This is a genomic window from Ferruginibacter sp. SUN106, from assembly GCF_050611765.1.
Classification (GTDB): domain Bacteria; phylum Bacteroidota; class Bacteroidia; order Chitinophagales; family Chitinophagaceae; genus Ferruginibacter.
The window spans coordinates 1-14,715 of the sequence record NZ_JBODJC010000001.1 but is presented as its reverse complement, the minus strand read 5'-3'; the positions used below and the strand labels follow the sequence as shown (position 1 = coordinate 14,715).

General features: G+C 35.8%; 10 protein-coding genes. 4 read left to right on the top strand and 6 right to left on the bottom strand.

Features of this window, described 5'->3' with window-relative positions; genetic code table 11:
* Window positions 1–6: 6 nt before the first annotated feature.
* Window positions 7–1,512, bottom strand: coding sequence for a DNA recombination protein RmuC (gene rmuC / locus ACQ334_RS00050; protein ID WP_430986097.1), 1,506 nt, complete (start codon window positions 1,510–1,512; stop codon window positions 7–9).
* A 479-nt stretch (window positions 1,513–1,991) separates the two neighbouring features.
* Between rmuC and ACQ334_RS00045 the strand changes: the two genes are divergently transcribed.
* Window positions 1,992–2,750 carry a hypothetical protein gene (locus ACQ334_RS00045; protein WP_430986096.1) on the top strand — a complete coding sequence of 253 codons (759 nt, stop codon included), beginning with the start codon at window positions 1,992–1,994 and terminating at the stop codon, window positions 2,748–2,750.
* 405 nt (window positions 2,751–3,155) lie between these two features.
* Here ACQ334_RS00045 and ACQ334_RS00040 read toward each other — a convergent pair whose 3' ends face one another.
* Window positions 3,156–7,976 (bottom strand): RecQ family ATP-dependent DNA helicase, encoded by a 4,821-nt coding sequence (locus tag ACQ334_RS00040; protein ID WP_430986095.1) that lies wholly within the window; start codon window positions 7,974–7,976, stop codon window positions 3,156–3,158.
* A 268-nt stretch (window positions 7,977–8,244) separates the two neighbouring features.
* Between ACQ334_RS00040 and ACQ334_RS00035 the strand changes: the two genes are divergently transcribed.
* The gene (locus ACQ334_RS00035) at window positions 8,245–8,478 is read left to right on the top strand and encodes a hypothetical protein (protein WP_430986094.1); all 234 of its coding nucleotides are present in this window, start codon (window positions 8,245–8,247) and stop codon (window positions 8,476–8,478) included.
* A gap of 173 nt (window positions 8,479–8,651) precedes the next feature.
* Here ACQ334_RS00035 and ACQ334_RS00030 read toward each other — a convergent pair whose 3' ends face one another.
* From ACQ334_RS00030 to ACQ334_RS00015, 4 genes are all read right to left on the bottom strand, one after another.
* Complete coding sequence (locus tag ACQ334_RS00030) at window positions 8,652–9,005, bottom strand: hypothetical protein (RefSeq protein WP_430986093.1); 354 nt, start codon at window positions 9,003–9,005, stop codon at window positions 8,652–8,654.
* A 14-nt stretch (window positions 9,006–9,019) separates the two neighbouring features.
* Window positions 9,020–10,150 (bottom strand): hypothetical protein, encoded by a 1,131-nt coding sequence (locus ACQ334_RS00025; RefSeq protein WP_430986092.1) that lies wholly within the window; start codon window positions 10,148–10,150, stop codon window positions 9,020–9,022.
* Between the two features lie 189 nt (window positions 10,151–10,339).
* A complete protein-coding gene (locus ACQ334_RS00020) occupies window positions 10,340–10,639 on the bottom strand; it encodes a hypothetical protein (RefSeq protein WP_430986091.1) in 300 nt (99 codons plus the stop codon).
* Window positions 10,640–10,646: 7 nt separating this feature from the next.
* Entirely contained in the window at window positions 10,647–11,897 is a 1,251-nt protein-coding gene (locus ACQ334_RS00015; protein WP_430986090.1) for a hypothetical protein, read from the bottom strand.
* A 273-nt stretch (window positions 11,898–12,170) separates the two neighbouring features.
* Between ACQ334_RS00015 and ACQ334_RS00010 the strand changes: the two genes are divergently transcribed.
* Window positions 12,171–13,142 carry a hypothetical protein gene (locus ACQ334_RS00010; RefSeq protein WP_430986089.1) on the top strand — a complete coding sequence of 324 codons (972 nt, stop codon included), beginning with the start codon at window positions 12,171–12,173 and terminating at the stop codon, window positions 13,140–13,142.
* Window positions 13,143–13,768: 626 nt separating this feature from the next.
* Window positions 13,769–14,551 carry a sensor histidine kinase gene (locus tag ACQ334_RS00005; RefSeq protein WP_430986088.1) on the top strand — a complete coding sequence of 261 codons (783 nt, stop codon included), beginning with the start codon at window positions 13,769–13,771 and terminating at the stop codon, window positions 14,549–14,551.
* Window positions 14,552–14,715 lie beyond the last annotated feature (164 nt).

Below are 14,715 nucleotides of genomic sequence, written 5' to 3'. Positions count from 1 at the left end.
ATAATTCTATTCTTCAATTTCTATAATATCATCGCCTTTAATTTCTGGCAATATATTTTGTTCATCGCCAGCTGGCAATGATTCTACATTCCTTAGTTGCCTTTTAATCGCCCTGGTTCTTGCGCCCACAACATCATCCAATTGTCCCAGGCCTGTTTGAATATTTTTCTGGGCTTTTTCTAACATGCCGCCAAACTTTTCAAATTCTGTTTTAACGGTGGCAAGCACGCCCCATACTTCGCTGCTTCTTTTTTGCAAAGCTAATGTTCTGAATCCCATCTGCAAGCTGTTTAAAATAGCCATTAAGGTTGTTGGACCAGCCACAGTTATTTTGTAGTCTGTTCTTAACTGATCTACCAGGGCTGATCGGCGAATTACTTCCGCATAAATGCTCTCGAAGGGAAGGAACATTATGGCAAAATCTGTGGTATTAGGCGGGTCTAAATATTTGTCTCTGATATCTTTCGCCATTTTACGGATTGTAGCTTCCATGTTTTTTGTAGCTGCTTCAATATCATCGGGAATAGCATTTTCGTAAGCCGCTATCAAATGCTCGTAAGCGTCTTTGGGAAATTTGGCATCTATAGGTAAGTAAACGAATGAGCTTTCATCTTCGCTACGACCTGGTAGCTTGATAGCAAACTCCACTGGTTCAGTACTACCTTTTTTGGTACGAACATTGGCATCGTACTGGTTGGGGGCTAATATTTGCTCCAATAATAGCGCCAACTGCACTTCGCCCACTCCTCCCCTGAGTTTTACATTACTCAATACCTTTTTCAATCCACCTACATCACTGGCAATGGTTTGCATTTCACCGAGGCCCTTTTGTACTTCTATTAATTGTTTACCGACTGTTTCAAAACTTTGTCCCAGGCGTTCGCTGAGCGTCTTTTCAAGTTTCTCTTCCACGGTTACTCTTATACTTTCCAGTTTTGTCTCCGTATTTTTTACTAGGTCGTTCTGTTTAGCATCCATCTGCCCAAACTTTTCCCTTTGCAGATCGTTGAAGGATTTAATACTATTTTCAAATGTATCCTGGAATGCTTTGAAAGAAGTCGACATGGCTTCACGAACTAACCTGTTATCCTCTTTTGCCTGGTTATTTATTTTTTCTAATTGGATAATATTGGCCCCGGCAAAGTCAGTAATATTCTTTGTAAGCTCCTCCCGATTAGTTTTATTGTTTTCTTCAATTTTAGTAATTAAGGCTCCTACCTTATCTTCCAATGTTTTATTAATCTCCTTCAATGCATTTTGGCTTTGCTCTGTAATAGTTTTTAAAGTATTATTTAACTCAATTCTGTTGTCTTTTGCAATGCCGGCATTTTCCTCCCGGTTAATACGGAAGTCATCCTTTAAATTGGACTCTATTTTAGCCAGATTGTTTTGAAGCTCCAATACTCTACTTTGAATTTCTAAAAGGTCATTGTTAGGTTTCGGACGGAAAAGAATTATTAAAATAGTACTTGCCAGCAGTAAACAGATTATTATTATAAGGGTAAATTCCATTAGGTTTTGCTGGTTATTTATTGTTCTGGCATTTTACTTAAAATACCGAAAGGCTTAGGTTTAACATCTAATTAAGGGCAATTAATTAAGAACGATGAAAGTAATTCAAATTTAACAATAAAGCCATATAAAACAAAGATTCAAATTAAATAAATTCAAATATATCGGAGTCTTAATTCTAACGCCTAATATAATCATATTAACCTTCGCCAAGAAAATACAAGGCAACAAGATCTGTCTGACTTTTCCTATTACTAAGTCTAACTCCTAATTGGCACTAAAAGATCAATCAATCTTTCCGATTGAAGTTCTTTTGCGTACTACATAATACAATATATATAAGCTAATATCTGTAATAAAATTATCTCAGCACACTTGAAGATCAGGTTAGTGCAAAAAGTCTTGTAAGGTTAATCGGAATTCATTCAACCAATAGTAAAAAGGAACATTTTTTGATGTAAAAACATAAATTTAATAGCATGGCTAATGATTTATTGTTTGCAGGAGACCCCCGGAACATTAGAGATAAAGAAATACAGGAAATGAAGGAAATGCTGCAAGAGCAGCATGGTCGTGAATTCTTCTGGGAAGAATCCAGGAAAGCAATACATGATCTACAAATTCTAGCTGATATTTCCCTGGAGTTAATGGAAGAAGAATGGATTCGGGAAGAGAAACTAAAAGAATTTCCAAAAGGTTATCATCTTGACGAAAACAGTTATCGTTGTAAGATATGCGAGGGCACCGCAAAAGGCGACAACTCATGGTATGATAAGTATGGCATTAAATGCATGATTTGCCAAAACGCAATTAATGAAAAGATCATTCCGGCTGCCCTTGCAAAAAACAAGGAAAGCTGGTATTCAACAGATGAAATGGAAAGTTATTTCAATATCACTGGCCCCTTACTGAACAAATATATTAAACAGGGGTTAATAAAAGAACGTGTTATATTAAATCCAAAAAACAAAAGGCACCTGCAGCTTTTCCTTTTGAAGGATAATAAAGAAGTATTACCACCAAAGAAATTACTGGAGTCGAGGATAGTTACCGTAGACAGAAAAGGCGAAGAATACCTGACACTCGAATATTGGTACGAATATCCGGATGTCAAACTGATAAAAAAATTACTGAATTATGGCATCTTTGACTGTCTTGGAGAAAGTTTTGCGCTGCCTATAAAAGGAGGAAGTCTTTATATTAAATCAGTGAATCCATTATTTAGTTATAAAAAATAGTCAACTTCGAATTATGTATTTAAAAATAGTTTGGTCAGGCTGCAATTTCTTGAAACATTTGGAAAACCCAAACTTGAACCGACCTAATTTAAGACGTATTAAGAGCCGATAATTGGAAATTGGGGTAGATGTATCAATCACTAAATAAAAAATGGTATACCTCTGAGTCTACCTGGTTTACCCATATTTTTTAGATTGTCTTTAACCCAGAAAAGCCTGGAAAATATTAAATCCAGACAAATTGGCCCATAGCCCATTCGCAAACTACCTATGATTCTGGCTTAAACTACCACCAGAAACTGTCTGATGAGAACACCGAAGCAATATTTCTTATTTGCCTATAATTAAATAAATTGGGTTGGCGTAAATAACCAATTAATGGTTGCAATTCAGGTAATATATAATTTATCTCTCAAAATATAATTCAGGCAAAATAATTTTCACTTCTCGTTCTGTATCTTCTTTTTTCCAATAAAGAATGAAATTGACTTTTGCTTGTTTTAAGTGATAACCCTTTTGCCTTAATGTTTCTATAGTATTGAGGAACTGCCTTGAAAACTTCAATACCGATTGTCCTTTAGCCGTTGTACATTCATCACCGTTTATTGTCAAAGTATCTCCACTTGTCATTTGTAAAACAAGATGTTGCCTTGCAAGAAAATAATCTAACCAAACATCTTTGAAAGACAAATGCATTACCATTTCATTAGGAGACATGTGTTTTTCCCTATCTTCAACTCTTTCTAAATTTTTTACAATGATGTTGTCGAGATAATTCCCAGTTAAATGAATAGTAAGATTTCGTTTAGCCCTCGTCATTGCAACATACAATTGCCGTTTGGCTTCATCAGTTGTAGGATTGAAGTTTTCAAGCATGATGATAACATTATCGAACTCTTTTCCTTTTGCTTTGTGAATTGTTGAAACAAAAACTTTCTCTCCGTTTTCATTGTAGAAATCCTCAAGTTTTGATTCTCTTACGAAAACTTCCAAATCTGATTTATACTTCTTCTTTGAATTGCTATCTTCAAATTGCTTAATGAGGTTGTTACAAACTTCCAGTTTTGAACTCTGCTGAAATTTTTTCCTTAGTTCGCTTTTAGCGGAAGCCCAAACTTCATCACTAATAATTTTTATATCATCTCCTATGTCAATTTGATTCAGAAAAAAACGAACTTCCAAAAGATTTTGCAAGCTAAAACCATCATTACTTTGAATCAACTTTGCTTGCATTCCATTTTTCAAAAGCAAACCTGCAATCTGTAATGCCTCGTCATTTGTTTTTGTAAGCACACAAGTAGTTCCTGCAAGTTCTGTTGAAAGTATATCTTGCGTTAATGGAGAAATAAGATTCCCATTTTGATAATGCACCAACTTGACATTTCCGTTGTCGGTTTGTTTTGCTGCAATAGGAGTTTCTTTCAAACGGTGGCGGATCTTTTTCACAAACCCGTTTGTGAATTCAACCAGGTTGTTTTTGCTTCTATAATTTTCTATAAGTTCGTGTTTGGCCACTTTCCTTTCTGTCATGAACTCCTCCAAATATTTTGAGCTTGCTCCTCTGAATTCGTAAATATTTTGATCATCATCTCCTACCGCAATCACTCCCATTTCTTCATTCTGTTCTATTAATGTATTAATTAATGCGAACTCATCAGCATTCATATCTTGCGCTTCATCTATTACCAAAACCGTTTTTGTAATTCGGTTTGCTTCAACCTCACCATTCCTAATCTTTTCAATAGTATTTTTCAGGATGGCATCTGACTTTTCCAAACTTCCAACTCTGCCCAATAAGTCAAAACAGTAAGAATGAAAGGTCTTTATTTCAATATAGTGAGCAGCATTACCAATGAGTGAAATTAAACGTTTTTTAAATTCTGTTGCTGCCGCTCTTGAAAAGGTTACCATGAGTAATTGTTCATGTTTAACATCCTCCATCAAGAGCAGGGATGCTAATTTGTGAACCAATATTCTTGTTTTCCCACTTCCAGGTCCAGCCACAACTCCAATATGATTAGGTTTATTGTCTTGAGTATTCTTCTCATTGTCTTTTATGATTTCTAATTGTGTCGGAGACAATGAACCAAACAATTGCCTAAACTTCGCAGGAGTAATGTTTCTTTTGATTTCATTTTGTCTACTGCCTTTGAAATACTTGTTGAGAAATGAAGTGTAGTTCAATTGGAAATAGTCATCAACGAATTGTAATGCCCCTTTATAATCACCAATCATTTTATTGGCATACTCACCCACAATATGAATTTGCTGAACCTTATTTTGGTAAAACTGATTTAACTTTTGGTAGTCCTCATTTTTATATCGTCTTTTATTGTCTTGCTCAACTCTATCAATAGTAAGCCGATTGTAAACAACCAAAAACCCACCTTCAATTTTTATCGCATCAATTCTTGAAAGATAAAAAAGTGTATCTTCTATATCTTCGATTGAAACTTTAATTTCAAATAGTTTCGGCTTTTTCTCAAATTCGTCTTTTAGTTCATGAACAGAAAATTCAACCAATACTTCTTCCTTTTCATTTTCAACTCCTGGAATGGTTAAATTGCTTTTCGCATAGAGATATTCAACAAGAAAACTGGCTAATTCATGTCGCTTTTCTAATTTTTCTTTTAATGACTCTTTCGGTTGAACACAAAGGATCACAACATGATTCTTTGAATATTCCTCGTTGTACCGTTTAATCCAATTCTTGATTGCCCAAAAATTGATTATGGTCTTTAATTTGTTAGGTGTAACTTCTTTACAACCCTTTTGTTCCGCATCTTCATTTAATTCCTTTATATGAAATGTTCTTTCTTTTTCTTCAAACACTGGCAAAAGGAAATTTTCAATCTGACTAAAAATCTCTACAGTCTTCAATGAGCGGTTTATGTTTTCTCCTTTCTTTATGAATGCAGTTAAATCCTTTGCATCTGCTAAAATTTTTTCCTCACGAAGCAAGTTTACAATGTTTATCACTTCTTCCTTTACAATACCTAAATGATCGGAAATGTAATCAATTCTTGATTCAGCTGCCTCATCATTACTTTGTTTTCTGCTTTTACTAGAAAAAAGCTTCTTAATTATCCTAATTCCTTTTTCTTTCTGCTTCTCATCAAATCTATTTGAAGCATATATTTTATCAATAGCTTCTTGTGCATTCTTTGACAGAATGCTATTAGCAAAAACCCGTGGCATATTTTGCCCTCGTTTTAAATAACCAGCATCCTCAAGTGCTGCAATGGCTGTTGTTACTCTTGTTTCAATCTCCATTACATTATCATCCCAACCAGCTTTTCTTGCAATTTCTAATGCTGAATTTGAAACCGACGAACGGAATTTTGTTATGTCTTTTATTGCTTTCCAAACCTGCTGTATTTCCTTGATTGAAAGTTTAGTTTGGTTTAGCAAGATGAAATGTTTGCTAAGATCTTCCTCATTAAATAATACAAAACAATCTGCTGTTATACTCTCATCACGACCTGCCCTCCCGGCTTCCTGGATGTAATTCTCCAACGAATCGGAAATATCATAATGTATAACCATCCCAACATTTTTCTTATCAACTCCCATCCCGAAAGCAGAAGTAGCAACCATTATGGGAACTTCTCCTTTTATGAAAGCGTCTTGGTTTGCAGTTTTTTCTTTTGTATCCATCTTACCGTGATACGGTTTAGCATTGAAGCCGTCTTTTGTCAACCTCTCTGCAAGTGAATACGCTTTTTGGGTTCTTGAAACATAAATGATAGTAGGACACTTTTTTTCATCTATTAAGTCTCTTACAGAATTATATTTTTCTTCATCATCTCCCTTCTCAAAAACTTTGTATCGCAAATTTGTTCTCGCAGCATTGGAACTAAAAATTTCTAAATCAATAGAGAGTTCGTCTTTGAAATAAGCACAAATATCTTCAATAACTTTTCTCTTAGCCGTTGCTGTAAAGCATGAAACTGGAATTGCCTCTTCAATATTTTTCTGTTCCTGAATTCGCTTTATGAATTTTCCAATGTATAGATAGTCAACTCTGAAATCTTGCCCCCATGATGAGAAACAATGAGCTTCATCAATAACAAAGCGAACAATTTTTCTTCCCAATAAAAGTCTTTCAATTGTTTTGGAGCGCAAAGATTCCGGAGAGATGTAAAGTAATGAGGCAGAACCGTCTTCAACTCTTTCAAAAGATTTCCCCCTTTCTATTGGGTCAAGCAAACCATTTATTGTAACGGCTTCTGTAATTCCAATTTTTTCAAGATTGTCAACCTGGTCCTTCATTAAAGATTGTAAAGGAGAAACTACAACAGTCAAACCTTTTGTTGCAACTCCACTTATTAAAGCAGGAACTTGAAATGTAATTGATTTGCCCCCACCTGTCGGAAAAATTGCCAAAAGAGATTTGTTATCAACAGCAGCTTTAACTGCGTTTTCTTGTAATTGCTCTCCCGCGTATGTTCGATAAGAATCAAAGCCAAAATATGTTTTTAGTCCCTTGTGAATATCCAAAGCTTGATCACAATACACGCAACCCGTTAAGCACGGTTTGCTTCTTAATGCGTTCATTACACGCTCTATCTCGGGATAATTTTTCAACACCCATGGTGGTGTGATTGAATAACGATTTCGGCAATTTATTAAAACCAGACAATAAGCTAGTTCAATTGAATTTTCTAAAATTAGTTTTGCCAGGTTTGAATGTTCGCAAATTTCAGAATGAAACTTTTCCCGAATTAGTTTTTCAAGATTCGTATCGATGATTGTGTATGCAATGAAACGAAAAAAAGAGTGGAACTCCTTTTTGTCATTCAATAGCAAATACAGAATTTGTTTAAGTATTTCGTCTAATTGTTGAAACGCTGCGATTTCTTCAAAGAAAAGATCTTTAGCTTTTACAGAATCGTTAAGCGGATTATTTATTTCATGCATTTGGAATTTGTCATCTTTCGGTAAGGCATGATAGGGCCTTGCAGGGAAAAGTAGCGGGGAAAGAAATAAAGTATCAATAATATTGGCCGATTTTATTCCGGCATCAGTAACTGCTTTCTGGATATATTTTAAATCGTGGTTGAAAATGTTATGTCCGCAAACGAACTGCGAACCTTTGAGGAAGATGGTGAAGTCAGAAACAGAATTCGAGTGAAAAGAACTGCCGTTATCCTTTACACCTCCTATGTCGAGAATCTTTCGGCTTTGGGGATCAATCTCAGTATCAATAAAGGCAATCGAATTCATTCTTTAGTTGCTGATTAATGATTGTGGCAGTAATTCTTAATGCAAAGTAATAAAAGAAGTCTGACTTTTCATTATAGATTAATCACTAGCCTCTTGTTTTACTACGAGTCAGAAAAAAAATAAAACTATCAAACGTAGAATGTACCAAGGAGCATAGTCAAGGTTTTTAAATAGTAAAGTTGCTTATATAAGTTTGGGGCAGCCACTGGGTCTTTGTAATATGAGAACTGTTGCTTGCCAACTGGAGAGTGATAAAAGATGGCCCAGTATGGGAGTATTTAATTTAATTGCCCAGCAATTTTGGGTCGCTGAGACTTTATTATATGATGCGACAAGAAATATGGGAGCCTTGTCCAAAAAGGCTGGTAAGAAAAATTTTGAAGCTGTGCAACTTGTCTTAGGCCTGCTTCTGGATTACCTCACTAATGGAAAACGTAACAGAAACTTCCAAGTCAGTAGTGACAAAAAAAGTAGCTCCCCATGTAAAGCGGTTACCTGGTAAAAATAGGTTTGTACCAGTTTATTTATTAATCTGGTGCAGTAAATAACTGCACCAGGAAAAATTCGTCCAATAAGATCAGTTAAGTTCATATTTCGAGCAGGTATTGACTCCATGAGGGCACTCTACAACCAGATCCAATTGAAGCATTTTTTTTGTGTGCCGCTTATTTGCCTTTACCCCCCCTTCTTTCTTGCATAATAAATCTGAAAAATTTCATAGGCAGATTTGGCAAAGACAAAAGCCAAAATTGAGGCAATAAAGTAGTTAAATAAGGGCAATAACGTTCTTATAACTATAAAATCGTAGACATTTGTCTTTTGCCATTGCAATATTTCAACTACTTGCTTGTAATTTGCAATTTCTTTTGTCTTTGCTTCCTGCTCACTTGTATTTGAGCTGACAGTAGTATTTGGACTTAAAGGTAATTTCATCATTGAGATACTATATGTCAAAAAAATGATTGAAACTATAATAAGAGATAAAATTATTCCAGCTATCCAAAAAACTATTTTTCTTATTTCTTCCATAAAATAAAATTTATTTAATAACGACCAGTGTTTGACCACATTTCTCCTGAACCCTGATATCCATTTTGTAAACCTATATTTCCATATGCATGTGATAAATATCTACCTCTCTCACCTCCAAGGCATTCTAGCGAAAATTTGCCATCACCTAAATTATGCATAGCCCAAGCCTCGCCTGCACCCTGATATCCATTTTGTAAACCTATATTTCCATATGCATGCGATAGATATAATCCTTTTTCTGCTCCATGGCATTCAATAGAAATCTCATTGTTTCCTAAAATATGACATATCCAAGCTTCTCCCCATCCTCCATAGTGGTCATTAAGATATACATTGGCGTGAGCATGTGAAAGATATTTTCCTGTTTCTCCACCATGTGCTTGTAATTTCAAAATAAAAACATTAGTAATTTGTGTGGTAGGGTTTCTTAACCATGCTTCATGAGTTATTGCCAGCATGGAGTTTCTATCAATAATTCCAATCGAATTCCATGTAAAAAAGGCATAGCCAATATCTTGTCCATTTAACCCAGATGGAAGTGTTACATGAAATTGTGACGCTAACCAGGCTAGTGTTCCATAGCCACAAAGACTGATACAATGATCTTCATTTGCTTCAGGACTGAATCCTGTAGCAAACCAACCGGCATTTGTTGGTCTGCGATGATATGCTATTTCTAATTGGTCAGCAGCAATACCAATTTTAACGGGGGCCATTGCAATAGCATTATGCAAAACCGATGTATTTGTCCAATTAACACCATTAAAGTTTCCATCATTATAAGTGGAATCATTAATTCTGAAGCCAACTTTAGTCATTCTGTCTAACACTTCTGAAATGACAGCTCCATTTAAAAAACCATTATCACTTGCCCAATCAATTGCTAATTGTTCGGGGATAAAAACTTCGGGATTGCCACATCCCTTTGCAAAGGCTTCTTCAGCAGTTACACAATCCCCATAAATATTGTTACCCCAAAATGATAAGTTTTGGGCAACATGTAAATAATTGTCAGGAGTAAGTCCAATAATTTGATGTGGACTTGCTTCTGCAAGTTTGTATCTTGGTGATGGTTGTGCACCTCTTGGCATTTTGGGTGGCTCTGCACCCTTTGGCATTATGCCTTTTGTTAATTCTTCCATGTTATTTATTTTAAGTTAAATAATGATTTTTGAATAGTGCTTTGCAAAAGTTTTGCTCACTTTGGTTATGAAGAGGTGGTAGAAATAAAATGTTGCTGCCACAATAAAAAGGGGTTTTACTATTTTTTCATGGTTGAGTTATTAGCTAATTCTATTGGCAATATTTACACGCTTAATTTATTCGCAGTATTAAAAATTGACGGGCGGAAAATTGTGTGCAACCGAAGCATCTTCGCTAACTTGGATCACTGTTGCGGAGTCGGCATTAAAGACTTTTAATTTACCCCACAATATTCCTTTGAAATCAATTTTTCCTGAACCAGTCAGTTCTCCAATATTTTCTTCGGAACCAAAAGGACCTTTTATCCAGGAAGCACTTAATCGATTGGTACCTGATTTACTAGTTATTTTAAAAAACAGTCTGCCACTGAGATTAATATACCAGAAGGCTGTTTTCTTTTCTCCTGGATTTACTGTTACATTATCCATGGTGATACTATTTTTTTGAGTTATCAATCTGTTTTATCAGTAACAATTGTTTGTCACTAACCATCTTTTTCACCTGCTCGACTGCACTATTCAATTGTACAGGGTGTTCTTTTATATACACAGCCTTTTCCACACAATCTGTCCCATCTTCAATTAAAGCCACTGTAATATTGGCAAGGTTCAACTGTGCTCCTGTGTAACCGGGAACGTCATCTCCCTTATGGTCGGCTCTTACTGTTCCATTTACCACAAATCCATTTCCCCCGACAGGAAGCGGATCATTACCTTTCTGGGTGTAGGCTAACCCAAAAATCTTTGGGGTCAGTATGTTTTTTATCTTAAACCCGGTAGGTGCGGTATAAACAATCTGATCACCTTCGTAACAGCCTCGGGTATCCCCATCACTCTCATTTGCCCTGAACGAAATATGGCAATTAATTGATTTTTGATCAGTGCTTAATTCCAGCCTGGCACTGATATTTACATCAACATCTCCCGCATATTCAGGATCTCCTCCGCAACCAATTGCGAAAAAATTTATACTTTGCGGGACGGGTGAAATCACTTTGTCTTCTTCATGGCAGAATTGCGGAGCCTTTGGTATAATCAACAAACTATATAAACTGGTATCATTAAAAAAGAACTCCACTTTATTAAAATCTTTAAAATTTGACTGGTCGTTAGTTCCTAAAGTAAGCGAGTAATCAGAAGGCTTTGCAAGCAATTGACTGATGTCTTTTTTCGAGCCATCCATTGCAGTTGCCATCACTTTGATTTTTTTGAAATTGTCGAAATCATAGCCAAAAATGATAAGTGGCTTGGTGTTGGCTTCATTAAGATCTATCTGTTCAGGGTTGCAGTTACAAAAAGAAGGCGGAAAAGTTAACAGCGGAGCAGGTGTACCTCCTTTTTTCACAAGGAGATTCTTTAATTTTATAATGGTGTTTTGTATGCCTAATTTTATACGCTTTCTTAAAAAATCAGCCTCGCACCTGAATTCTGTACCGGCAGTACCAATCGTCGTCTTCAACAGCCGGTCAATATCATTATTAATAATACTTTTGACTTCTTTCGGGTAATCATCCTTAATACCTTTAAGTACCTCCACAGAATTGGCGACATTGGCATCAATGCGCCTTTCTGCAGCCGTCAGGTCATTTACTGAGCGGTCCACTTGCTGTTCGAGGTTTGTACATGAACACACCAGCGCTGCAATGCAGCATAAAATAAAAAACCTGAATGTTTTAATACTGTTCATTGTTGTAGATTTTATTATGGTTTAAAAAATGATCCCATGCAGTTATTTCAGCCTGCTATAAAAAATAGCAATTAATAAACTGTCGGTTATTTTGTAAAGCTATTACCAGTAAAAAAAAATGAAGAGGGTATTATCACGGAATCTGCACCCGTAAAAGAGCGGTGGTTTTAGCGGAAATCAACTATTAATGAAAAAAAATTGAATTTGCAACTTGCACCAGAATTTATAAGTTAGTAAATTCATCAATAATCTTAAACCAGTAAATTTTATTTTATGAAAAGATTTACCAGCATCATTCTTTTAAGTTCTATTCTGGCCTTTGCATGGTCCTTCTGTGCTGCCCAAGCTGATTGTACACAAGGAATTAATTATCCTCCAATTCCTGAGATGTTTGTTGATAAGGTAGCCGGTAATGAAAGGATATTTGAATTTTCCAGCACAATTCCATCAAAGTATCAAATATTGGTAGATAAAAATGGATCTCAGCCACTGTTCTATATTTTTACAAGGAAAGCTATGGATGACCTGATTTCTAAAATAAATAATCATTTGGGCATTAGGGTCTATTTTGCTCGTTATAGTCCTTGCACAGGTACAACTCTGCCAGCAAGTGTTGCTTCGGGCACGATGATATTGCTTTTTGCTACCGAATTTGAGACTTCCAAACCAACAGATTTTTATTTTTTAAACAACAACGATGACATGTTATATCCCGTTAGTGCACAATGCGCTCATGATTGGATCGCAAATTTTAGTACCGAAAATCAGCCTGGCCTAAAAACAATGCTCGATAAGACTGCCAAGGAAAATGCAGATGCTACAAGCCCAGGCGGATATTCAGATACAAAAAGTATTTTTTATACCTGGAAACAAATTGTCGAGGCTTTTACAAAAGAGGAAAAATACCAGCAATCACCATCACGCGGAAAAAATATTTCAGCTTATAAAATCAGCTTGTCTACTTTTGGCAAAGATGGCAGTGGTTCAAAACCTGTTTATAAAAACAGGCTTTTTATACAATTTGATTATTTAGTTGATGCAGGTCAAACTAAAGAAGTGTTTTATTTAGAAGACCAACCTGATTATGACTGTAGGCTGGATGCTTCTTTGCGAACCAAGGGAAGATCAATGAAGGCATTTACACCGTATGATCTCAAGAAAATGACCAGGGCTCAAAAAAGAGCGGTACTAATCCTTGATAACGGTCAATTGTGCCCAACTTTTTGCCCTATAATTGAACCTTAAATGATCAACAGCTATTTAAATATTACTGTACTTGCCGAATGGTGCGCCTTTATAATGTCCTTGCTTTTGTTAGACAGAGACACTAAACGATGGCAGCTTTTTATTGTCCTCCTGTTTATTTCTATTTGTACAGAAACTACCGGCTGGTATCTTTATGTTCATCTGCACCGGCCTGCAAACGCACTCCCATTCAACTTACTGATGATAATTGGTGACCTTTTTTTTATATGGTTTTTTTCTTTCGCTAGAGGCATGGAAAAAGTAAAAAAATGGCTGCTCGCTGCTGGGTTATTTTTTTTCATTTTTTCTGTTATCAATCTTTTGTTTTTCCAGAGGTTCTGGAGTTACAACAGTTATTCAGAATCAGTTGCCGACATCATCCTTTCAGTGATCTGCTGTTATTTTTTGTTTGGCCTAGTGAAAAGCGAAGAACACATTCATTTGATGAGTTATAGTTATTTCTGGCTGGCTACCGGTATACTATTATACTCTTTTGGAAGCGCTTTATTTTATCATTTTTCGAATTTGCTGGCTCTTTATAATAAAAAAATAAGGTTTGATATCGGTACTTATATCAACTACGCACTAAACCTGATTTTGTACGGTTGCTTAATCATTGCTTTCATATGCCAACGGAAAACTACTCGATCGTTGCAGGCGTAGTCGCTGCCATTATTGTTTTGCTAATCGCTGGAATTTTCATTCTCATCCTTATTAGTTATGCCAACAACCGGAAGAAAAAGTTTATGCTTGAAAAGGAACACCTTCAAGTACTTTTTAAGGAGCAGTTGTTGCAATCACAGGTTGAAATGCAGGAGCATACCTTCAATATCATCAGTGAAGAGATTCATGATAACGTAGGACAATTGTTGAGCCTTGCCAAGGTGCAGATAAGTATAATGGAACAGGGTGAAAACTTAAACCGTCTCTTGCTTAGTGACATAAAGGAATCCATAAGCAAGGCATTGACTGACTTGCGAGACATTGCCAAAAGCCTTAATACCGACCGTTTAAAATTGAACAGTCTTGCTGAAATAACCAATCATGAGCTACAGCGTATCGGTCGGTTGGGTACCATTACAACTTCCTTTTATTCCTTCGGAAAAGAAATAGGCATTGAAGAACAAAAAAAACTTATTATTTTACGTATCATACAGGAGGGGTTGCAGAATATTTTAAAACATGCCAGAGCAACTTCTATTGAAGTACTTTTCTATTATGACCTTTCCCAATTTAGATTTGAGATAAAAGATGATGGAATTGGGTTCGATACCAATTTGATCAATAAAAAAGACGGCCTTGGCCTGCAGAATATCATTAATCGGGCAAGCCTCTTGGGAGGCGATGGGAAAATTGAGAGTTCTGTTAATCAGGGAACCACGATAAGCGTTAATTTGCCATATGCATGACTCAAAATTAATAGCAATTATAGATGACCACGCCATGTTCCGTAAAGGGCTAAGCGCATTAGTAAACCTGTTACCAGGCTATCAGGTTCTTTTCGATGCAGCAAACGGTAAGGATATGATTTCCAGAATTAATCCCCTTCATTTACCCGATATAATTTTAATGG